This is a genomic window from Emticicia sp. 17c (assembly GCF_037153985.1).
GTDB lineage: Bacteria > Bacteroidota > Bacteroidia > Cytophagales > Spirosomataceae > Emticicia.
Genome location: NZ_JBBAYI010000007.1, coordinates 188,045 through 211,984, shown reverse-complemented (window position 1 = coordinate 211,984; position 23,940 = coordinate 188,045). Strand labels below are relative to the sequence as shown.

The window sequence follows — 23,940 nt, the reverse complement described above, 5'->3', positions numbered from 1 at the left end:
AACTTTTTATCTTGAGGCTTTTCTGGCTCTTTTTTCTTTTATTATTTAGTAGTGTGGTCTGTTTTTCTCAAAAGACAGACACAGTAACGCTTTCGCAAAAACGTATTGATAACCAGTACATTAGCTGCACTGAGCAAGCCCTCTTGTTTGTTGATTCGAGCAATACTATCCCTGTGGGGAGGATAGACAAACAACTGTTTATTCCGCTCAGGAATTTTCATTTTCAAGACCTTGCCTTCGATTATTTCGATTACATTTTCTGGCTAAAAATTGTTGTTCATAATTCTACTAATAATACTTTACCAGTTCTTTTTACGGCTGGCCTCCATAAACAAACCGAGGTTTTCAGGAAAATTAATGGGTCATTTCAGCGTTTGGGGTTTACACGACAGGATTTACTCCCGCACGAACGCCCCTTTCGGTACGATGAACGTTATATACCCTTAAAAATTGCTCCCAAGCAAACCTATGAACTGTATATCAGGCTTACAGAACATCCGCAGTTATTTCTCAGTATAAAGCCTAAACTGGTTAGCTATGGCTGGGAGTATAACGATAAAATGCGGGCTTTTTTTGATGAATACAGTTATCTGGCTGCCGATGGTTTCTTTATCTCTATTTTGTTTTTTGTATCGGTCTATATGTTCATTCTTTATTTTGTTGAACGCAGACGCTACTATATTTACTATGCAGGCTATTTAGTTTTTATTTCATTATTTGCTTTGTGGGGCATCGAACACTCGCCCTATATGCGGATATTTTTTAGTTTTATTCCATACCTAAAATTTTCGGCCAACAATAACACCTACGGGCTTATAGCCAATATGTTTTATTTCCTGTTTATCAGCGATTTTCTGGAACTGGCTAAAATTGCTCCCAAGTTCGACAGGGTTATTAAAATTTATGTTTTTTATGTTTTAACTACGTTACTTGTACTTGACACCTTGCTCAATTTTGTTTTACACAAATACCAGTTAGGTGGTTATATATGGGTATTATCACAGCCTGTTATTTCATTTTTTGGGCTTTATTCTACATTCAGGATTCTTACACTCAAAGGCTCGTTTGTAAAATATATCAAATGGGGGTCAATAGCTTTGCTATTAGGTGTTATTCTGGGTTTTCTGGAACAGATACTTATGATGAAACCTCTCGAAAACGTACTCATGCGCCTTTCGCTCAGTATTCCGTTTAACGTTGGGGTACTGGTCGAAATACTGTGTTTTTCTACGGCCTTAGGCTATAAAACATGGCTACGCCAACGAAACAGAAACTTATTGATGAAGTCGGTAAAGGAGTCTGACCTACGAACACTTCGGTCTCAAATCAACCCGCATTTTATATTTAACAGCCTTAATTCTATTAAAAGCTACATTCTGAATCATCGTTCGGTAGAGGCATCAGAGTACCTGACCGATTTCTCAACCCTGATGAGGTCTATTCTGCAACATTCAAAGGAAAAACTTATTTCATTGGCCGATGAACTGGAAACTGCTTTTTTGTATATAAAACTTGAAAAACTCAGGTTCGATAATAGTTTTGACTTTGTTTATCAGATTGATGAAGGAATTGATACACAGGAAATTTTTATTCCACCCATGCTTTTGCAACCCTATATTGAAAATGCCATTAAACACGGGCTGATGAATAAAGCTACCGAGCGGGAGTTATCTATCAGCATAAACAGGGCCGAAAATAACATTATTATTACCATTGACGACAACGGCATAGGCCGCGAACAAGCAGCTTTACTCAGGAAAAACACATTTAAGCATCAGTCAATGGGCATGGATATTAACGATGAAAGGGTTAAACTATTAGCCATAACTAACGACTGGCACATTGAAATACAAATTATTGATAAAAAAAACAAGGACGGCCAAGCAGCAGGTACGAAAGTACTGATTAGCCTTCCGATTATTGACTAATAGCACTTGAAAAATACTGGTAACATAGCAAGGGGTTGCTTGCGGCATACTTTATGGGGGCTGTTGCTACTTTGTTGCCTTTGCCCAAGCCAGCAAAGTTATGCCCAAATACAATTGTCTACCAACTTGGCACAACAAGGTATGCTCGACTGCTCGCCAAATACCTTACTGTTTATTGATTCTAAGGGTAAAACACCGCTGCATCTGATTCCGAAAAAACATTTTGTGCCACTGAAAAGCGTTCGGTTATCTGAGGCATTTTCCAAAGAATATCGATATGATTTCTGGCTGAAACTTTCGGTACACAACCCTACCAACGACACCCTCGACTTACTTTTTACAAGTGGGCAACACCGCTCAATGGTTTTGTACAGAAACGTTTATCATCAATTAATAGAACTGTATCGCACAGACGAACAACTATTACCCCATAAACGGCTTTTCCGGTATGATGATCAGTATATTCCGGTCAGATTTTTACCTAAGGCCACTTATGAGTTTTTTGTAAAAGTTAACGACTACCCTAAAAAAGACTTCATCATTCAGCCGAGGCTAGCCAGCTATTTCTGGGAGAATCATCATAAGGTAAAGGCTTTTTTTGATGAATACGTTTACCTCATCAACAATGGGTTTGTAATATCTATTCTGTTGTTTGTTGCCCTGTTTGTTTTTACTTTTTATATACTCGACCGCCAAAAATATTATTTATACTATGGTTTTTATACCATTTCTATTGCACTTTTTAACCTTTGGGAGTATGAGCATTCTCCGTATTTTCATGTGTTTTTCAGTTATTTGCCATTTTTGAAATTTACTGGTAACAGTAATGTTTATATCTTGCTCACACAGTTATCGTATTATAAGTTTGTGTATGAATTTCTTGAATTGAAGCAACGGTTTCCGTCTACGGCCATAATTTTCCAATGGGTTATCCGTATTCTTTTGGGGTTTCTGGCACTCGATTTTATTGTTCTGTTTGCCTTTAAACGGCTCGACTGGAGCGAAAACCTATATTGGTTTTTTCAGGCCGTTTTTCCAGTACTGAACATTGTGCTTTTAGCCATGATTTTCAAGATAAAAGGCCGTATTGCGCGCAATATAAAAATTGGTAGTACATTTTTAATGTTTGGTGGATTTGTGGGTTTCATGACCCAGTGGTTCAGCCATGACACCTTCGTTTTATTGCGTATCGAACCAAGTATTGTTTTTACTATTGGAACCCTTACCGAAATATTTTTCTTTTCTATTGCCATAGGAACCCGAAGTTACAATATCCAGAAGGAGCAAAATTCGCTGTTTAAAGCCATGAAAGAATCAGAGCTTCGTACACTTCGCTCACAGATAAATCCGCATTTTGTATTTAATAGCCTGAACTCTATTAAAAGCTATATTCTGACACATCGCCCGATTGAAGCAGCCGAATACCTGACCGATTTTTCGGTATTAATGCGCTCAATTCTGCAACATTCTAAAGAGCAACTTATTTCGCTCACCAACGAACTGGAAACCGTACTGCTATACATCAAACTTGAAAAACTGCGCTTTGAAGATAATTTTGAATTTATTTACGAACTAGACGAAAGCATTGATACCGACGAGGTGCTTATTCCGCCCATGCTTTTGCAACCGTATATTGAGAATGCCATTAAACATGGGCTAATGAACAAAGAAGGCAAAAGAATACTGGAATTAAAAATCAAACATTTAAACAATTTTATTGAGATAATAGTTGAGGATAATGGCATTGGAAGAGAACAGGCTTCATTATTGAGAAAAAACCTTCCGAAGTACCAGTCGATGGGCATGAACATTAATGACGAACGTATAAAGCTGCTAGGACAAGCCAACGATTTACATATTACTATTGTGATTGAAGACAAAAAAACAAGCACAGGATTAGCCTCAGGAACTAAAGTAACACTCTGCATTCCGTTTGAATAGTGCCACATATTTTCCAAATACTAAATCAAACCTACCAAATATCTGCTATAACCGCCAAATACTAAATCTTTATACACATATTCTTTTTTTCTTTTCAATTTTGAAAGTCCATATAATCATTACTATTTAAAAGCCATGAGAAAATTTTTTATTAAGCCAACCTATTGTGACCCCCAAATGATTTGGTTCGACCACGGCAAAACCTGTGTTCAGCCAGAGGAAGTTGTGTATTTAAGTAGCCTTGAAAATTACACGGAGTTTCATCTTCGTTGTGGCAAAAAGGTTATTTCTTCACGCACCTTAGGGGTTCACGAACGACAACTAGTCAACAAAGGACATTTCGCCCGTATTCATCGCAAGTTTATGCTTAATCTTCAGTATCTGAAACACATTGAATCGATAGGTGAAGAGCATTTTGCCCACCTTACTACGGGTGATAAAATTACAGTTTCCAGAAGAAAAGCCAGAACATTGGTTCAGCCATAATGTTATCCTGTTTGTTGAATGTTTATTATTATATAGAACAAGATACATTTATAGCAAAAGCTCTGGCACGCCAGAGCTTTTGCTATTTTCAGAAACCGATTTTCCCTTTAGGGTTGCGTCGGCTACCTTTGTCGAGATACTCTTTCATGTCGGCTATTTCTTTTTCAAAACCTCCGCTTAAAATCGGAAAACGGCACCAGCTACGTGGGTCAAGATTATGGCTATCCAGATGGAAACTTGGTGCATAGCGTTCACGTTTCCATTGGTTACGGCTCCATAGCCTGAAAAATCGCTCCACCCATGCGGCAAGCGTTGGCAAATCGTACCTTTCGGCAAATTGTGCTTCCATAAATAGCAAACACTCCAATGGTGGCTTTTTATCTCTTACGGCTACTTTTTCGATTTCATTCAAGACTTCATAAGGCATCAGGTCTTTTTCATCAGTCTGTTTTTTATTAAGTGGGCGTAACTCGGCAGTGGGCTGTAAAGTATTTACTTTATGTAGGCCTTCAATTCTGATATGCTTTCCTTTTACATCACACCCGACGGTTTCCAGCCATACAAGCCAGCTACGCAGCCAGTATTTATCAATGCCTGCTATGGGGTTAATGCTGCCGGCGGTGTCGCCATCCATTGTACAGTAACCCACCGCTACTTCCGAGCGGTTAGAAGTGGCCAACAACAAATGATTATATAGGTTTGTTAATAACCATACACTTGGGGCGCGCACACGCGCCTGAATATTCTGCAATGGCAAGTCGTCTGTTTCCCATGTCAGATTCCGGCCAATTTGGGTTTCAATCAAACCTTTATAGGTTTCAACAAGGCCGTTAATATTGACATTATAAAATGTAGCCCCAATTGACTCAGCCAGACTTTCGGCCGACTCATAGGTATCTTTCGAGCTATTTTCGGTTCCCTGATAAATACTATGGATAAGTTCGCGGGTAAGTTCTTCAACAGTATTACAGCCCTGTATTTTTTTAATATATGAGAGCTTTTCTTTAAATGCCGTAAGGCCAATGCTTTCGTCAGCCAGTCGAATCATCAGGCCACAAAGCGCAACGCAGGCACAGGAGTCAGCCCCACCCGACAACGATACAGTAAAGCCTTGCGACCGTGATTTACGGAGGTAGTCGAACAAAGCCAACGAAACCGCCCGTGCAAATTCTTCTTCTTTGAGGTATCCGCCACGTTCAAATTTTTCAAGCTCGGCTACTTGTGGTGGCACGGGCTTTATAGTTGGGAAATCAAAGAGAGCATTTACTTTCCAATTACCCTGAATTAAAGGCGATTTTATCTGCGAATGATTCACCTTAGGGGCTTCAATGTCAATTACTGCGCTGGTAACATAGTAATCGTGGTACCCAAATCGGGGCGACGAAACCAATAAGTTGCCATCGGAGGCTATCATGGCGTCACCGTCAAAAATGAGTCGCCCTGATTCATTTCCTAACAAATTGGTATAAATATAGCTACAAGCAAACGAGCGGCTACCATCAATCACGAAACGTTCGCGGGTGATAAACTTCGAGAAAGAAAACGGGCTTGCACTAGGGTTCAGAATAATATCTACTGCCCTATCGAACAACACACGGCCCGGCCTGTTGGCAACCCAAGCATCTTCGCAGATTTCAAAGCCTATGCGTACACCGTTGAGGTCAAACACAAGGTCACCGATGGGGTATTTAAACTCATCAATCTGAATTTCGTCACGTACGCCGGTTTGCCAGCGATGAAACCAGCGGTCTTCATAAAATACGCCATAGTTAGGCAGGTGTTGCTTACAAACAAAGCCTAAAATGCGCTTACCGGCAATCAGGCACGAAGTATTATAAATTTTATTGTTGTATCGCAACGGCAAACCTACCGACACTATCATTCCTGAAGTGTGTTGCACAATTTCCATCAGGCTTTCTATGGCCTGCTCGGTTACGTCATAAGAATAGAAGGCATCTTCACAACCATAGCCTGTAATACACAACTCAGGCAAACACAACAGGCTTACATTTTGTTTATCTGCTTCTCTGATACAATCTATGATATTTTTACGGTTCTGCTCCCAAGCCAGAGGTGTCTGGTTGAGTGTTCCTGCTGCTACTTTTATTAATTTCATTATAAAACGGTTTCATTACTATTCTAAAGCACTTATGTAAAAACGTGGCATAATTACATAATCACAAAGATAACAAAATCTACTCATGCAAGGTTTATCAATTTTCCACTCATCCCTAAAAAACCGATATTCATAAATTATTTATCAATAATTATTATATATTTATTGTTTATCAATAAATTTTCCTCTTAAATTTGTATCATTAAATCAATCATAAACAAAAACTGTTATGAAAACAAGAACTCAAACGATATTAAGTGTTGTACGTATTATTGCGCTGATAGGTTATATAGGTGCCATTGTGGCGGGGCTACGAATCATTATTCCTTTTATCATAGGTTTTATTACCGATAAGTTTTCGATAGATACAGGCACAGGGCTGGATACCCTCAGAAGTACTCACTTGCTAACGTATGTTTTCATGATGTCGTTTGTTATTGTACTAGCCATTATGAAAGTACAGGTCTGGGAGAAACTCAGAGAAATACTGGAGGAAATCAACCTTAGTTCGCCATTTTCAGGCAAAGTAGCTTCTATGCTCGAAAACATGAGTTATATCATTCTGGCTATTGGAGCCATTTACTTCATGGCTGATATTTATGCCAATAATGTATCGAAGAGCATTTCTATTATTGATAAACATTTTTTTAAAACTGACTATCAGTATTTTTTCTCGGCTGGTATTGTATATGTAGTAGCACAAATATTTAAACGGGGGGTAGAATTACAAGAAGAAAACGAATTAACAGTTTAAAAACACTTACCCATTAAAATTATCTGATAATGCCAATTATTGTAAACCTAGATGTAATGCTGGCCAGAAGAAAAATGCCACTTTCTGAATTAGCCGAAAAAGTAGATATAACCCTTCCAAATTTATCTATTTTAAAGACCGGAAAAGCAAAAGCTATTCGTTTTTCAACGCTCGAGGCTATATGTGAAGCACTCGAGTGCCAACCCGGAGATATACTTGAATATGTTTCTGAAAAAAAATAATAATAAGGTGCAACCATGCCTTTAGTAGTTGCATCTAGTTAAAAAGGATGTAACACCATTCATCCTAAAATTAGAACCACTTATGTAATATCAATTACCTTGCATTACAAAGTACTATAATTTTACAACATCAAAATTAAGAAAAAGCATTACGGCATAATTTAGTTTAGTTTAGGTTAATCGTTAAAACTGTCTCAGCTTTTGGAGGCAGTTTTTTAAAGAAAAATGTAACCTGACACCTTTCTTTTACATCTAATAACATGTTAAAAGAAAAACATCAAAGAAATTTATGAAAAGCAATTAAACCAGTTTAACATCGAAAAAGCAACAATAATTTACTCATTTAATGAAGTAGTAACCAAGTAAAGTGTTTATCAGCAAGCACATTCAACAAGGTACTCACTAAATACGAAGCTATTACATATAACAATCTCTTACAATGAAAAAGCTATTACTAACACTCCTACTCGCAGGAGCGAGCATCATCTCTTTTGCCCAAAGCAAAGGAAAAATTTCGGGAAGCCTATTTGATGAAAAAAAACAAGCACTTCCTTTTGCCAGCGTTTTGTTACTAAAAGCACAGGATTCTACTTTGGTTAAAGGTGGCGTGAGCGACATTGAAGGTAAATTTTTATTTGAACAGTTTGTGAGTGGCAACGAAGCTCAGCACCAATATATCATATCGGTTTCGATGGTTGGATACAAAAAATACTATTCGCCTAAAATCATTATCAGTAACGAAAACCCTGAAGTGAATTTAGCTAATATCCAGCTTGAATTAGATACCAAAAACCTGAAAGAAGTAACCGTTACGGCCAAAAAACCTTTTGTGGAACAACAAGCCGACAAAATGGTGGTAAACGTAGAAGGTAGTATTGTAGCCAACGGCAACACAGCGCTTGAGGTATTACAGAAGTCGCCCGGTGTAACTGTTGATAACAACGATAACATCAGCGTTAAAGGCAAACAAGGTGTACTGATTTTGATGGACGGCAAACCTACGTATATGTCGCAGAGCGATTTGGCCAACCAACTTAAAAACATGAATAGCGACCAGATTGAAAAGATTGAGATTATCTCGAATCCATCGTCACGCTATGATGCCGCCGGTAAAGCCGTTATCAATATTGTTACCAAGAAAAACAAAAATTACGGTACAAACGGAAGTATTTCGGTAGGTGGCTCAGCAAGTTTACCTCCTTACTTAAAAACTGGCCTTAACAAAGACCTTACAAAAGTAGAGCTTTTAAAACCGGGAATAATGCCCAAGTTCACTACAAGCCTGAACTTAAACAATCGTCAGGGCAAATTCAATACATTCGCGAATCTGACATTTTCTGACAACCAACGTTTTAACAATAATGCTTTTGAAAGAGAAATTGGCGGGCAGACTTTTGAGCAATATGCTTATCGTTATCAGTCGAATCAGAACTTTAGTTACAAATTAGGTACCGACTATTACGCCACTAAAAAAACCACACTGGGGGTTCTGATAACCGGAAACGTAGGTGCATGGGAAAGCTCAAACCCTAACCGTAATATTACTTACATGAAACGCGTGGGTGCTGCTACACCTGACTCAAGTCTGGTAACAACTTCAAGCAACCTCAGAACATGGACAAACACTACTTTTAATGCGAACCTGAAACATACTTTCGATTCGACAGGCAAAGAAATTACGGCTGATATTGATTATTCGATTTATAATAATCAGGGTATGGAAAGAGGGATGATTTCGAGATTCTACAAATACGTTGATAAAGTTGAAACCGAATATGGCACCCCACTAAACATTACAAGTAACACACCAAACATATACAATATTTTTGCGGTAAAATCTGATTACGTTCATCCGTTGGCGAAGGCAAAAGCAAAACTTGAATTTGGTGTAAAAAGTAGCTGGGTGAAGTCAGATAATGACATCAGATTTTATCAGAACGGACAAGTAGATAAAGGACGTACCAACCATTTTATCTATACCGAAAATATTAACGCGGCTTATGCCAACTTTAGCAAAGAACTAAGCAAGAAGTTTAATTTACAGGCTGGTTTACGTATGGAACATACACACTCAGAAGGTAAATCAGTTACCCTGAACGAGTCTCGCAAGCGTGATTACGTGAAGTTATTTCCGAGCGTGTTCCTGACTCAAACTATTAATAAAGATAACCAGCTGACGTATTCATACAGCCGCCGTATCGACCGCCCTGGTTATAACTCTTTAAATCCGTTTATTTATTTCCTTGACCCATATACATATCAGTTAGGAAATGAATACCTGATGCCACAATACACCAACTCGTTTGAACTGACACATAGCTTTAAACAAGCATTCGTAACAAGTGTAGGGTATAGCATCACCAACGATTACATGGCAGAAGTAATCAAAAACGCAGTAAACGTACCGGAAGTGTTAGAGAAACTGAAAAAATACAACAACATACAAGGTATTGACCCTGAAAAAATCACCTTTGCTACCACTGAAAACATAGCAAGATTCGAGAATATCAACATCAATTTCAGTGTACCGATTCCGGTTACCAAATGGTGGAATTCACAGAACAATATCTCGGTTTATTACAACAAATTTACCGGACAGGTGTCAGACCAGAATCTGAATGTTGGCCAGTGGGCATACAATTTCTATACAAGCCAAAGCATCAAGTTACCTAAAGACCTATCGGCCGAAATCTCGATGTGGTACAACTCGCCAAACGTGTATGGTATCATGCAAGGTAAAGCACAATATGCCGTAAATGCTGGTTTGCAAAAAAGTTTATGGAATAAAAAAGCTACTTTAAGGTTAAATATCAACGATATTTTCCTGACAAGTTTCTGGAGAGGCCAAACCGATTTTGCAGGTGTAAAAATGCTATTAAACAACCGCTGGGATAGCCGCATGGTTCGTTTGTCGTTCTCCTATAAATTCGGAAACCAAAATGTTAAAGCCGCTCGCGGGCGTAGCACTGCTACTGAAAGCGAACAACGCAGAGCAGGTGGAAACTAATTATTGATAAAAAATACCAGAACGCCTCAGATTAATGGTCTGAGGCGTTTTTTTGATATTTATATTCCATATTTAGATTTGGTTCGTCGGAAATATTCTACTCACGACTCACCTAAAGATATTTATGAAACTCGCTCGCTCTCACACATCATAACATCTTATATAAGCTTCTTAAAAATAAAAACGCAAAAAATATTGCGCAGTCGAATAACTGCACATATATTTGCAGCCAAGTAACTGCATATTAATAATGAGACGAGATATTTTTCAGGCAATTGCCGACCCGACACGTAGAGCTATTTTAGGCTTACTGGCATTAGGACCAATGACTCCAAATGCCGTAGCAGAGCATTTTGATAGTGCCCGACAAACCATATCGAAACACATTCAGATTTTAACGGAATGTGAGGTACTTACACAGAAAAAAACGGGCAGAGAGATATACTACCATTTTAACCCCGAAAAAATGAAAGAAGTTGATGTTTGGCTGGAACGCTTCCGCAAGATGTGGGAAGAACGATTTGAACAATTGGATGACTTATTAAACGACTTATAAACAACAAACGCATGACAAACAATTTTGTGTTCAAAACAGACCTTGCTGCAAAGAAAATTCATGTAACCCGCGAATTTAACGCTCCAATTGAAAAAGTATGGAGAGCTTGGACAGAACCTGCCCTACTCGAGAAATGGGTAGTACTGAAACATTGGTCAGCCATAACCCAAATTATGGATTTTACGGTTGGTGGTGTATGGCTATATGCCATGGTTAGTCCAGATGGGCAGAAGCACTGGGTTTGGGCTCAGTTTACTGCAATAGACAACGGAAGTCTTATTTCGTCAATGGGCGCATTTTGTGATGGAGAAGGGAATCCGCTCCTTGATGGACCAAAATCGTATCGGGATACAAGATTCTCGGTGATTGAGGGCAATAAAACACAAGTAGATATGACAATTACTTTTGAGGAAGAATCTACTCTTCAAATGTTTGTTGAAGGAGGCTTTAAAGAAGGTATTTCTATGACTCTTACACTATTAGATGAACTACTTGCTTCAGAGTAAATATCGGAAGTTTTGTTTTTTCAGATACGCAATACGTTTAGTAGTATTCGTTTCTGACTTCTCCTGTGTAATATCAAAAAAATCTGGTTCTGAGAGGGTTATTATAACCCATTCCAGAACCAGATACTAGTTATTAATTATGCTACTTATTTAGCAGGAGTAATTACAATATTACGGTATTCGATTGGGCCGTGGTCTCCCTGAAAGAAAATCGGGCCGGGTTCGCCTTCATTGCTATCCAAAGCACCTCCGGTTATACCCGGAATTTCGTTTTTGTAGATAATGGTTTTACCATTTAATACCACTGTTACTACTCTGCCAACAAGTGTTATATCAAAACTTTGCCATTCTCCGGCAGGTTTAGCTGGCATTTCTAACGGAGCTATAAAACCATATACCGCACCCAGTTGGTCTTTTAGCGGGTCTCTTCCTTCGCTGTCAGTTACCTGCACTTCATAGCGGCCTCTTAAGTATACCCCGCTATTACTTTCTTTCGGATACCTGAACTCTACGTGTAGTTTAAAATCGTTAAATGTACGGGTAGTCCGAATATTAGAGCCTGATTTCGGGCTTTTCAATACACCATTTTCAACAATCCATTGGTTGGTAGGGCCTGTGGCTTCCCATCCGTCAAGATTTTTACCGTTAAAAAGTTTAATGGGTGCTCCCCAAACAGGTGTTCTTGTACTGTTTAATTTCGGCGCACGAACGGCCGTCCAGTTCAAAGTTTCACCTTTAGTTGTAATCATCGTTCCACTGAGTTTATCATCTTTCAAAACTCCTTCCACTATGATGTCTTTATCTATATTATCCCATTGTGGCGGAACCGAAAAAGATATTTTATCATCAGCAAAGTTAATACGCGAAATCGGTCTGGCACTTCCGCCGTCACCAACAAAATAGCCATTCAGGTATTTTACACCCGAATGATTAACTTCTAACCACGAAGGCACTTTTTTATCGCCTCTGGTAATGGTAATATCCCAACGGCCTTCAATGCTTTTAATGGGGGCTAACTGAGCCGATACACTTTGGCCAATAATTAAAAAAAAGCTAAAAATGCTGGCAATCTTTTTAAATCGAGTAGTCATTTCAGATATTTTTTGGTTGAATAAAAAGTTAAAGTAATATATTTATTAGTTGAAAATGCTCTTTTTGAAAAATTAAAATTTCAGTAGTAAAAAAGTCTTTTTTTACTACTACTTTAAAGGTAAGCACGGCCAAAGGTATAATCAATACTATATCGCCGCGTTATTGAGTTCAGGCATCTGGAATCTACCCTCAGTTATATACCAAAATCACAAATTTACTCTTAAATAATATTCAATTGGCAATAATATGAATAATAAAAAATTTCTGTTAGTATTTCTTTATTTTCTTACCGCCTGTACTTCAAACAAGACACAACAAATTGAAACAAATAAACAAACGGGTGTTGAACAACTTAAAAATGAAGACTTTGATTCATTTCTGAAAAGATTTTGTTCAGAGAAAGATTTTCAGCATAACCGAACCAGATTTCCATTAGTTAGTAAGTATTATGATGTTGATGCCGAAGAGCCTACAATTAAAGTTTTCCAGAAAGAAGAAGATGAGTTTTCGGACCTGAACAAGAAAGAATTTATAAAAAAAGTAACTAAAGAGAATCCTAAGAAATGTATACTGAATATCCAGATAGATGGCACAGGTATATATGTAGATTACATTTTTGAGTTAATAAATGGGCAATGGTTTTTAACTACAACGATTGACCAAAGTACTTAACTGTAAAGTATTGGCCTGAAATCAGGTTTTAATCGTGTCTGAAAACCCCTATTAATGCACCCATACAAATAAAAAACCATAAGGTTGTACCCAAGTGCTGGTAATGGCTTCGCTTAACCTGTTACTGTATAACAGCTTTGTGGCTGTAACAGATAAAAATTTCTTGTCAGAAATTAAAATTTATAGTCCTGCTTAAAAACATTTTTACACCTAGATTATTCTCCATATCTTCCCGAAATTTTTCAAAAGCGTTGATTAAAATTACACCTAAACATCTATGAGTATGGAATTTAAAGAAAAAGATGGCACTGTTAGTGTCATGAAAGGGTATTCCTATATGGCTGCAAGCCCTAATGCCGAAAACTATAAGCCCTCGTCAAAACTGAAAAAAAATGACCTACCTGAAAAAGTTGACCTTCGTCCGTACATGACAAAGGTTGAAAATCAAAAAACATTAAGTAGTTGTACTGCCAATGCTACTGCCGGAGCCTATGAATATCTGGCAAAAAAACACTTGAAAAACAGAGCTTTTGAAGTAAGCCGACTATTTGTTTATTATAATGCAAGGCTAAGAGCCAGTAGCCAGATAAAAGACAACGGCAGTTATATTCAGTATGCTATCGAAAGTTTACATAAACTAGGTGCTTGTACCGAAGAAAGCTGGCCTTACGATACTAAGAAAGTAAATGAGAAACCTAATACGGCCAATTATGAAGAAGCGGCCAACTTCAAAGTTCAGGAGTCAAAATCGGTTCCGACTGATTTAAATGCTTGGAAACAATGCCTTGCAGAAGGCTACCCGATTATTTTTGGTATTGCTCTTTTCAAAGGTTTCGATTCTTGTTCGCAAAATAAAGGTATTGTCCCAATGCCCTCACCAGACGAAGCTTCGCGTCAGTCGCACGGCTTACATGCTATGCTATGCGTAGGTTACTCAGAAGTTGACCAGATGTTTATTGTGCGTAATTCGTGGGGTGAACAATGGGGCGACAAAGGATATTGCTATATGCCCTATGAATATGTAATTAATTCTAAACTAAATATGGGTGATAGTTGGATGATTGCCAGAACTGCCCCTATTCCTGATTTTGAAGATACATGGAAAGACGATAAGCGTTCGGTGATAGATAATGGCAAAGGTTATGACCGCAACAAATTTGTAGTATATACCGAAGACGATTATGAAGACTTTGACGTATTTGACTCTATTGAAATGGTTGAGTATGAAGAAGAAGGCCCCGAAGAATATGAAGAGCTAGAATATGAAGATGCTGGCCTTTATGACGAGGAAGAAGGCGGCGAAGAAGAAGAGGAAGAATACGAAGAGGAGGAGGAAGAATACGAAGAGGAGGAGGAAGAATACGAAGAAGAAGAGGAAGAATACGAAGAGGAGGAGGAAGAATATGAAGAAGAGGAGGAAGAATACGAAGAGGAGGAGGAAGAAGGCGGTGAAGAAGAAGAGGAAGAATACGAAGAGGAGGAGGAAGAAGGCGGTGAAGAAGAAGAGGAAGAGTACGAAGAAGAAGGTGAAGAAGAATATGAAGAAGAAGGGGAAGAAGAAGGCGAAGAAGAGGGTGAGGAGGAAGCCGAAGAGGGAGGAGACGACGCCGAAGGAGAGGAAGAAGAAGAGTAAAATAAATAAGAGACTGTTCTTTTCGGGCAGTCTCTTATTTTAATATTGAATTTTACTTTAAATGATTGCTGTTATATTAACAATAACCCACGGCATATCAACGAGCAAGTATGCTACGCTTGAAAGGTTATCTTAACAAGCTAACCCCCATATTTAAACCAAAACCTGTGGTACGATACATAAATAAATCGCCCAGAGAATGGTGTGATGATAAAGATACCGATACAGTGGGTTCTAGCCATAAAGCCCAATGATTGGCAATGGCTTTGCTGAGTCGGTACCCTAGACGAGCCTGTAAAAGGGGCGTTTTTACATCCGACATCTGAAAACCAGCTTTCATGCCTAATGATATTGCCTGCATGGCGTATGTTTTATAAAGTACATCACTTTGGAGTTCGATATATTGCCAGTTCTGATTCTCAGTTTGTTTTTGTTCGTTTGGTGTAACTTGTATAGAATTACTATTTATGAGTGTAACGCTCTTTTGCTGTTCATCTATTACCCCATAGCTGATTCGGGATTTACCTGTAAAATAGCTGAATCCTGTTCGTAAATCTAGTTTTTTACCAAGCGGATATACAAAACCCAATTGCCCTGCAAAGCCCAAACGCTGAGATGCCCCACTAAAATTATTCACTAGCACCGCATCGCCCTTATTAGGCGAAAACATATAATAACTCAGGGTTGAGGTAACATTTACAAATATTTCGGTAGGTGGAATAAATACAAGTTTTTCTCTTTCTGGTACTTGTGGCTCTTCTGTTAGGGCAAGCGTTGGGGCTTCCAACGTTTTTTCATTAATTGGCAATCCTATCTCTTTAATTTTTAAAAAAGCTATATTCTGCCCTAAGGTATCTTTTTTTAAGATTACCGATGTGTTTTCCTGACTAAGTCCCTTTATATTATTGATATTATCTGCCTCAATGGTGTTAATAGCCAACTGTTCGGCATTAGCTGTTGGGAGTTCAGGGATTTGTTTACTATTTTCTTGCTTTGCTGCATTATTTGCAATACCAGAATCAGATGCCTGCTGCTGGCTACCTGATGCCGCAGGAGTTACTGCTACAATATTTATAGATGTTTTTTCTGGTTTAAGTTTATCAGATACTAAGTCATCGGCAATGCCTTTTGGGGTTTTCGTATCATTAAAATGTAGGGCTTTATTGCTGGAAGAGTGTGCATCAGGTACATTTTTTGGCTCATCCCCTTGCCCTTGTGCCGAAGTATTATCAGGGGTTTTCGTTTTTCCATTTGCTATGCCTACTTCTTTTGAATGCTCTTTTACGTTTGTGCTATTGTTACTGGATGAAGCAGTAACTTGGCCACCCACATTATGCGTAAGGGTATCATTTTTACTATCAAGGTTCGACACGAAAACATAAGCCCCTACCAGCAGCCCTAGCAAGATACCTGCCGCTATTCCAGCGGGTTTACGCATGGTATTCCACCAGATAATAATGGGGCGTTGCTTCTCAGGACTAATACGTGCCTGTATATTTTTCCATAGCAAATCATCAGGTATTTCCTCAAAATCCTGAAAACGCTTCCGATATTCGTTCTCTATATTTTCATCAAAATTTTCCATTTTTTTATAGCTAATCAATGGTTATCCCAATGAGTTGTAATTTTTTTTTAAGTACTTTCTTGGCAAAGAATAGTTGTGACTTTGAAGTTCCCTCTGATATTTTCAGCATTTCGGCTATCTCCTGATGTGTGTATCCATCTATCACATAGAGGTTAAATACCATTCTGGCCCCATCGGGTAATTCATTTACTAACTGGAGTAATTCCTGATTGCTTAGCTGTGCAATGACAGAATCACTCTGCCAGTCGTTTGAAGTAATTTCGGGGGCTTCGCTTACATCTACAAAATTGACTTTCTTATGATAATAATCTATACAAACATTTACCACTACCCGACGAATCCAGGCACTTAACTGCTCGGCACTACGTAATTCATTCAGATTCAGAAATATTTTCACAAAAGCATCCTGAAAAATATCCTCAGCATCTTCTCTGCTTTGTGCATACCTCCGACAAATGCCAAAAAAGCGACCCTTATACTGATGGTAAAGAGCCGCTTGTGCTTTAGAATCTTTTCTAAGGCACCCCTCTAGTAATTCTCGGTCACTTTTTGACTCCACAAAAGTCGGTATAGGTCTAAGCTAATAATGAAAAATAGATTTAGTGAATAGTTAAACATATTTGTACTTGATTCAAGCCCAATGATATGCTAACACTTGTTAAACTTGTTTTCCTGACAAAAGTGGCTTACGATGTTAGTTGAAATTTATAGTTACCTGAGCTTTTATGTAAAGTTTATCTGAGCGAAACAAACCATACTGAAAAGTCTGTTGCCCTTTCATTAACGTTGGTAATTTATACATAATTACTGGTCTGCTTCCAGTTGTTTTATCAATCCGTAAGGTTCCTACAATTGGATTACTTATAATTCTTAGTTCAGCATCTTTGTATAAAGCACAAACTTTATCGTTCTGCAATACATCAAGCATTAGCTCCGAATCAGGCACATAGCTAATAATATTAATAATATCATCAGTAATACCATTTACACATTCTGCCGACTCCGCTATTTTCAGTTCAACGGGTGCTACCGGATTCCTCTTGGTATTAATATTTACTCTGTAAAAAAAGAGGTCATCGCCTACATAGTCTTTTTCAGGAGTATAAACAATTTTCTGGTTTATTACCTCGGCTTTTCCATGTTTGGGAGCTATTTCTATTTTTAACGAATTATTATCTATTTTACTACAAGTACGGTCATTAATTAACACATTTAGTTCGATACTTTTTTCGGGTTCGGTTTTGGAATTATCGCCAAGTGTACCTGAGTAACAGGGTAAATCAGCCGGATTCGTCACAAAACTTATTTTTACCTCCTCTTTAACACTTGTGCCTGTTGTGGTTTTACCTTCAATTGCAAAAGCATCTGTCAGGGCGTTTTTATCGGTAGACCTATAAAAAATAAAACCATTTTCAATAAATCTAGCTTCGCCATGCAGTGGCATCTGGCTAATGCTCAGGGCAGTTGCATTTCTTAAACCTACAAAAGCCGTAGGGTCAATTGTTAGGTTGTTTTCCTGCAAGGTATAAAAAGTATTAGCTGGGTTTTCGTCTCCAGTGCTGGGAGCCAGCGCATCTTCCTTGGCTATATCACAGGATAAAACCATGCTTAATACAATGAATATAAATAATTTCCGAAGCATCTTTCTGGTTAATTATGTACTTGACTGATTCCCGACCCGAAAGGTTGTAATGAATATATTTTTTTTAATAATTATTTATTAAGATTTTCTGGCAGGCAATTTCCTGTGAAGTTGGCTGGCTAACTACTGGCAAATTTAATATTTCGATTGTACCTTTGCCTGATATTTCCTCGTTGTAGTATTCAGGTTCTTTTCTATACATTTATTTTTTTGGGCCTTACTCTCGAAAATCAAATATATTAAATTTTTAATCAATGTCGGTAGTTTTAGGGAAACTAGTCATTTCCATTTTTCTAAGTGTTATTACTTTTGTTCTGCTTTTTAGAAAAGAAAAATTAAGCCATTTCTTCGCCAAAAACAGTTCTGCAACTTTGTGGGTGGCGTGGGCTGGTTTAAGGCTCATTCCCTTTTTTGTTGTGTATGTAGGGCTTCATCTAGCGGTAAAGTCGGATGTTATCTTTTTCTATAATACAGCCAAGCTTGCCCTCGAAGGCTTTGTTGTGTATCGAGATTTCTGGCAGCCTTACTCACCGCTGTTTCCTTACTTTAATGCCTTAACACTCGCTATTATTGACTCGCCGAAGTCTATTATCTTTCTGATGATGGTTTATGAGCTAATTGCCATTTTTATTACCCGAAGTCTCGGAAACAAGCAAGGAAAGTCAGTTTTCTATCTCGTATTGTACCTCACACTTTCGGCTCCGTTTATTTTCCTCATTTTTGGCGGGCAGGAAGATATCTTTTTATGGCTATTTATTGCTTTAGCTATTAGTGTCTATCAGAAATCCAAGAATCCGTTATATATAGGGCTGGTTTTAGCTGTTGGGATTTTATGCACTAAAATACTGCTTATTATACCCATAGCTTTATTATTAATTTTTTCAAAAGCCAGAATCAAAATTCTGGCCGGATTGCTCATCATAGGAGTTCCTTCATTAGCCTGTATGCTTTATCTGGTTGGTGATAAAATTCTGGCTCCTTTGCAATTAGGCGACTTACCTTTTGCGCCAAATCTGGTGAGTGTTATCAGCCCGGTCATTGGCGGAATAAACCCGCAAAGCAAGCTACTAAACTGGGGCGGTTTGTTGATAATTCTACTAGGTGCGGGTTATTATTTAAGAAAACTGAAGTCTGGTAATGAAACTAACCTGCTTCTTTTTTCTTTTATTCTTACCAACATGATTACTATTATTGTACATAAAAATTCACTTCCTAATTATTTATATACAATTCTGCTGCCTGTAATTTTCTTTTTTGGAGAGCATTTCAAAACCCGTGAGTGGGTACTCATGCTTCTGCTGAATATTATCGGTGCGGTGCAGCCTTCGTTGTGGTACACGCTTGGAGGAGAATACTACGATTCGTTCAGTACTTTAACACCCTTACATTGGGTTGAATACACCCTGCAACTCGTTTATCTTGCTCTGTGCGTTTACTTTGTTCGTTTCCTGACCATGATAGGCTCAGGAGAAATAGAGGCAAACAATATTTTAGCTGATACTCAGGATTGATTTTGTTTGAGTTTTTCTTTTTTCTCTAACTCTTTGATTTTGAAATCGACCAGAAACCGGAACCAGAAACCTTGCAGGAAATGGAAAGTTCTGCCTGAGGCGGTATCTAAAAAACCCAGACGGATAATAAAGCGATAGAAGAAATAAATCATCGGGCGAATATATAAAGGCAGATTCCACCAGATTTTTTTTAAAAATGCTTTTCGTTCGTCGGGGTTTCCAAGCAAATTGGGTTTGAGGGTTTGCCCACGCAAGCCCCTTTTCCGCTGGAATTCTTCCTGTGCCGTTAAGTTACTATATCTGATTTGCTTGTGTAACCAGAAATCAATGTCATGTTCTTTTAGGTTGTCTTCAATCAGGACCTCTTTCCAGAGAATAGTTTTTCCGTTCACTATGAACCGATGGTCCATGTTTTCGTTCAGGTCTGACCACCCTTCTGTTCTACGGAACATTTTCAACATATAGAAATTTCTATATCCTCCGAATTTTAATCTTTCTCCCTGAAAATAATTATGCCTGTTAAAATATATTCCGTTTACATCTGCCGGAATTGTGGCATCTGAAAAAGATTTGAGCTTCTGATAAAGTTCGTCTGAAGGGTACTGGTCGGCATCTAAACCTACTATCCACGGCGTAGTAATAGGGCAGTTCTTTAAGGCAAAGTCCCATTGTTTCGGGTGATTTTCGAAAGGATTGGTTTTTACAATAGCTCCATGCGCTTCTGCAATCTGCACGGTATCATCCGTACTACCCGAGTCCACTATAAAAACCGGAACTCCCAGACCTGAAATTTTTGATAAAAGCCTTTTAATATGTACAGATTCATTGAAAGTCAGAATAATAATAGAGAGGTCGCTCATGATGAGATAATTAAATAAACCGATAGTCGAACCAGAATAAATTGCTTTTAGGTTAGCCATAAAAAAGCCTGTAAAAATAGCGAAATATCATTTTGCTATTTCTACAAGCCTGAAATAAATCTTGGTAGTTGTTTATTTGTTAGCTTATGCTAGCATTTATCAGTCAGATTTTTTGATAATTTTTTTCACGATTCTTTGCTGGTCTATTTCAAAAGTGAGCAAATACACGCCCTCAGGTAAATCTTTCAAAGTCAGGTTTGCCTGTTTGTCTATCAGCCATGTATGGATTATAATACCTCGGCTATCGTTCAAAGTAACAGGCACTTTTGTATGTATTGACACCGGTAATTGAACCGATAATACTTCTGTGACAGGATTAGGATATACCAAGATGTTTAACGGGGGCTTTTCTTCGGAAGACAAAATGTTTTCAACAATAATTTTTACCGGATTTGAAACTGCCTCACAACCGAATTTCTCTATTTTCAAGCTATAACTCCCGCTCTGGCTTACCTCCAGATTCGCCTGTGTAGCTCCAGCAATAGGCATGGTATCTTTAAGCCATTGAAAATTGACATCGGTGCAGCCTGTGGACTTAATAAGACTCTTTTCATTGACATAAACAATACTTTTATCGGCCGTAATAGCAGGTGGATTAAGCAATAAAAATTTGTTTGAGTTTTCTGGGGTGCAGCCTTTTAACGAAACCTCGTCGGTTATCTTAATACAGCCATCGTCTCTCACAATATAGCCTTTATATTTACCTTTATCTTTAATGAATAATTCGTTGGTATTAGCATTTTTTAAAATTGTGTCGTTTCTCATCCAAGTGTAAGTATACTTTGCATTATAGCCCACAAATATCTTGAATGAATCGACTACACAACCAGAACCTGCATAAGCATATCCCAGATTAAGATTTACTTCGGGCTTTTTATTATATTCGATAAATGAATTGTAATTACAAACGGTGGTTTTATCTTCTAACAGGTATTTCACCGAGAATGTATAATAACCTCCTTTGGTTGCGACATAATAAGGTTCTGTTGCTTCGGGTATGTCTGTACCGTCCAGACGCCATACAATGCTTTGGAACTCATATTTTTGCATAAATGCGTCACTTACTTTTAATAAAGCCTTACCATTGCATACATCTTCAGTTTTTTCAATAGGTAATGATTTTGGGAAGTCTTGTGGGGTAAGTTTGTATTTACCCGAAATATAAACCTGATTTTCGTTCGGGAAATAGACACTCACCTGATATTCTCCGGTTGTAACTGGGCTGAAATGATTTCTGGTGGAATCGTTTACGAGAACACCATTTAAAAACCATTGATACAATACCGGTTTGTTTGGTTCGAGGGTACATTTTAGTAAAGGCCCTGGTTTACATGGGTCACCGTCCTGATTATAAATCAATTGTGTAATGCCAACCGCAACAGCATTTCGGACTGTTATTTCATTTGATTCTTTTACTATGTTGCCTAGCCGTTCTTTTACTTTATAAACGCCTTCCTGATTGTAAGCGATGCTCGTGCCATCGTTAGTTATCTGTTGCTCATTTCGATACCACTCTAACTGGCTACCCGCCATCGTTGTTTTTGTGGTAAGCCTTTGTGTGGTATAATTAACGGCAAGTATCAAAGCAGGCCCAGAAGAAGGCGAATAAATGCCTATACTGTTCGATTTTTTTGTACAACCTTGAGTAGTATTGCTGACCAATTGTAACGAATAATACCCTTCTTCTTTTGGAACAAACTGTTTTTCATTGGCTTTACTTATTTTTTCACCATTTTTATACCATTGGTAAATAAGTTCTTTATCAGCAATAATATTTTCGGTTCCTTGATAAGCTGTTTCAACTACTCTGTCGATTATCAGGCTTTCACCAAATTTCTTTATCAGAAGGGGCTGGCTATTACACGCATTTATCTCTGTTTTTTCAATCATAAAACCTGTGTCATTACGAGACCCATTAATGCGGGTATAGTTTTGCGCTCCTCCTACAATTCGTAATAACCCTTTTGTATCAATAACCATTTCGTTCCAATAAGCTACCCCTCCCCCATCTGACACGGAGTATTTTCTGGCATAGCTTAAACTGCCATCAGCTTTATACTTCAAGAGGTAATAAATCGGAAAAAACTCAGGAACTAGCTTGGTTTCAGTATCAACATTCAGGAAACCGCTTATAACGCCATACAGGTATACATCGCCTGAGGCATTCACTTGCAGGGCATCCATCAGTTGATGTTTTGGCGTAGCGGTTGACGCCCCGCCAAAAGGCATATTTTTTACCCATTCTACCTGCCCGTTTGTACTTTTTACTTTCGTAAGAAAAATATTCCGACTATCGGCAGGAGCTGATTTTACCTGTAAACTTCCAAAATACGCTTCATTCGAGGCTAGCCCTGCCAGAAATATATTCCCATCATTATCGACTCTGATATTATGGCATTCATCGTCCTGACTACCCCCAATTGTTTTTGCCCACAATACCTCACCATTTAAATCATATTTAGCATAAAATATATCTTTCATACCTGCCGACTGTAAGGCAACCCCGTTACCGAATTGCACATTATCCTGAAATTCACCAGCAAGCAAAAGTTCATTGGCAGTGTTAACACTTATTGCATTTAAATTAGTATTTGATGGAAACATTTTTACCCAGACTACCTTACCCGCAGTACTTAATTTTAATAAATATGACAATGATTCGCCATTGGTATTTGTCAGTAATGGATTGCTATCTATCTTAAAATCGGCCTGATACCTCCCTAAAATATACAAATTACCTGTTTTGTCAATTTCAGGTTTAAACTCACCGTTATCGCTAATGCCTTCACTTGTTTTTTCCCAGAGTAAAGTACCATCCGGCGCATATTTTGTAATAAACATTTCTCCTGTTGGTGAATCGTTACTGATTAATGAGTTTTTCTGAAACCGACCTGTCACATATATGTTATTGGTAGCATCAATTACCACATGTGCTTCTGTGTTAATATTCTTTATATTTAAGGGTTTAATTTTTAACCACAGTACTTCTTTTCTTTCGTTTATTTTAGCAGTAAAAGCCCCGTTTACTCCTGACATAGTATATTGTTTCTGATTAATTACCAGTAAACCCAATGTGTCGCTTGCTGTTTTTTCTTTATGATAATACCCTGTTACGAGGATATTTGATTCTTGGTCGATAGCCATGCTTGTAACGTAACAACCAGAATTAGCACCATCTACCCTGAACTGAATATCTTGTTGCGCCCAGCATGTTTGAAAAAACACGAATGAGAAAAAGCAATATCGGAGTATTTTGCTCATGTAAAAGTTTTTATTTGTAAACATATACTATACTTTAAATGCAGGATAAAAAAAATTATTGCCTTACAACACTTGTATTGACTGTATA

19 protein-coding genes are annotated in these 23,940 nt (G+C 38.0%); 11 read left to right on the top strand and 8 right to left on the bottom strand.

Translation table 11 applies throughout. The features are described from left to right. Positions 1–53 precede the first annotated feature (53 nt). The 3 genes from WAA15_RS15055 (at position 54) to WAA15_RS15045 (ending at position 4,355) form a co-directional block, all read left to right on the top strand. A complete protein-coding gene (locus WAA15_RS15055) occupies positions 54–1,928 on the top strand; it encodes a histidine kinase (RefSeq protein WP_337043615.1) in 1,875 nt (624 codons plus the stop codon). 6 nt (positions 1,929–1,934) lie between these two features. Next, on the top strand, positions 1,935–3,869 hold the full coding sequence (locus WAA15_RS15050; RefSeq protein WP_337043614.1) for a histidine kinase: 1,935 nt from the start codon (positions 1,935–1,937) through the stop codon (positions 3,867–3,869). A gap of 135 nt (positions 3,870–4,004) precedes the next feature. Further along, positions 4,005–4,355 (top strand): LytR/AlgR family response regulator transcription factor, encoded by a 351-nt coding sequence (locus WAA15_RS15045; RefSeq protein WP_337043613.1) that lies wholly within the window; start codon positions 4,005–4,007, stop codon positions 4,353–4,355. A gap of 88 nt (positions 4,356–4,443) precedes the next feature. Here the strand turns inward: WAA15_RS15045 and nadE are convergent, their stop codons facing one another. Then, positions 4,444–6,471, bottom strand: a complete 2,028-nt coding sequence (gene nadE / locus WAA15_RS15040; RefSeq protein ID WP_337043612.1) for an NAD(+) synthase — start codon at positions 6,469–6,471, stop codon at positions 4,444–4,446. Positions 6,472–6,700: 229 nt separating this feature from the next. On the opposite strand from nadE, the gene WAA15_RS15035 reads away from it, so the two are divergent. The 5 genes from WAA15_RS15035 to WAA15_RS15015 all read left to right on the top strand — a co-directional run bounded on the left by WAA15_RS15035 (position 6,701) and on the right by WAA15_RS15015 (position 11,536). Beyond that, positions 6,701–7,225, top strand: coding sequence for a DUF2975 domain-containing protein (locus tag WAA15_RS15035; RefSeq protein WP_337043611.1), 525 nt, complete (start codon positions 6,701–6,703; stop codon positions 7,223–7,225). A gap of 29 nt (positions 7,226–7,254) precedes the next feature. After that, complete coding sequence (locus WAA15_RS15030) at positions 7,255–7,467, top strand: helix-turn-helix domain-containing protein (protein WP_337043610.1); 213 nt, start codon at positions 7,255–7,257, stop codon at positions 7,465–7,467. Between the two features lie 439 nt (positions 7,468–7,906). Next, positions 7,907–10,474, top strand: coding sequence for an outer membrane beta-barrel protein (locus tag WAA15_RS15025; protein ID WP_337043609.1), 2,568 nt, complete (start codon positions 7,907–7,909; stop codon positions 10,472–10,474). Positions 10,475–10,724: 250 nt separating this feature from the next. Further along, positions 10,725–11,030, top strand: coding sequence for an ArsR/SmtB family transcription factor (locus tag WAA15_RS15020; RefSeq protein ID WP_337043608.1), 306 nt, complete (start codon positions 10,725–10,727; stop codon positions 11,028–11,030). 11 nt (positions 11,031–11,041) lie between these two features. Continuing rightward, complete coding sequence (locus tag WAA15_RS15015) at positions 11,042–11,536, top strand: SRPBCC family protein (protein WP_337043607.1); 495 nt, start codon at positions 11,042–11,044, stop codon at positions 11,534–11,536. 146 nt (positions 11,537–11,682) lie between these two features. Here the strand turns inward: WAA15_RS15015 and WAA15_RS15010 are convergent, their stop codons facing one another. Continuing rightward, positions 11,683–12,627, bottom strand: coding sequence for a 3-keto-disaccharide hydrolase (locus WAA15_RS15010; RefSeq protein WP_337043606.1), 945 nt, complete (start codon positions 12,625–12,627; stop codon positions 11,683–11,685). Positions 12,628–12,874: 247 nt separating this feature from the next. Between WAA15_RS15010 and WAA15_RS15005 the strand changes: the two genes are divergently transcribed. Both WAA15_RS15005 and WAA15_RS15000 read left to right on the top strand, forming a co-directional pair. Beyond that, positions 12,875–13,300, top strand: a complete 426-nt coding sequence (locus WAA15_RS15005; protein WP_337043605.1) for a hypothetical protein — start codon at positions 12,875–12,877, stop codon at positions 13,298–13,300. Between the two features lie 283 nt (positions 13,301–13,583). Continuing rightward, positions 13,584–14,933, top strand: a complete 1,350-nt coding sequence (locus tag WAA15_RS15000) for a C1 family peptidase (RefSeq protein WP_337043603.1) — start codon at positions 13,584–13,586, stop codon at positions 14,931–14,933. A gap of 127 nt (positions 14,934–15,060) precedes the next feature. Here the strand turns inward: WAA15_RS15000 and WAA15_RS14995 are convergent, their stop codons facing one another. The 4 genes from WAA15_RS14995 to WAA15_RS14980 all read right to left on the bottom strand — a co-directional run bounded on the left by WAA15_RS14995 (position 15,061) and on the right by WAA15_RS14980 (position 18,362). Beyond that, positions 15,061–16,518 (bottom strand): hypothetical protein, encoded by a 1,458-nt coding sequence (locus WAA15_RS14995; protein ID WP_337043602.1) that lies wholly within the window; start codon positions 16,516–16,518, stop codon positions 15,061–15,063. 10 nt (positions 16,519–16,528) lie between these two features. Continuing rightward, entirely contained in the window at positions 16,529–17,077 is a 549-nt protein-coding gene (locus tag WAA15_RS14990) for an RNA polymerase sigma factor (RefSeq protein ID WP_337043601.1), read from the bottom strand. 135 nt (positions 17,078–17,212) lie between these two features. Next, the gene (locus WAA15_RS14985) at positions 17,213–18,160 is read right to left on the bottom strand and encodes an Ig-like domain-containing protein (RefSeq protein WP_337043600.1); all 948 of its coding nucleotides are present in this window, start codon (positions 18,158–18,160) and stop codon (positions 17,213–17,215) included. 64 nt (positions 18,161–18,224) lie between these two features. After that, positions 18,225–18,362: a hypothetical protein gene (locus WAA15_RS14980; protein ID WP_337043599.1), complete on the bottom strand. Its 138-nt coding sequence runs from the start codon at positions 18,360–18,362 to the stop codon at positions 18,225–18,227. Positions 18,363–18,414: 52 nt separating this feature from the next. On the opposite strand from WAA15_RS14980, the gene WAA15_RS14975 reads away from it, so the two are divergent. Next, positions 18,415–19,671 (top strand): hypothetical protein, encoded by a 1,257-nt coding sequence (locus WAA15_RS14975; RefSeq protein WP_337043598.1) that lies wholly within the window; start codon positions 18,415–18,417, stop codon positions 19,669–19,671. On the opposite strand, the gene WAA15_RS14970 is transcribed toward WAA15_RS14975, so the two are convergent. Then, entirely contained in the window at positions 19,662–20,591 is a 930-nt protein-coding gene (locus WAA15_RS14970; protein ID WP_337043597.1) for a glycosyltransferase family 2 protein, read from the bottom strand. The two genes, WAA15_RS14975 and WAA15_RS14970, sit on opposite strands and share 10 nt — an antisense overlap. Before the next feature lie 99 nt (positions 20,592–20,690). Further along, the gene (locus WAA15_RS14965) at positions 20,691–23,852 is read right to left on the bottom strand and encodes a T9SS type A sorting domain-containing protein (RefSeq protein ID WP_337043596.1); all 3,162 of its coding nucleotides are present in this window, start codon (positions 23,850–23,852) and stop codon (positions 20,691–20,693) included. Between the last annotated feature and the right edge of the window lie 88 nt (positions 23,853–23,940).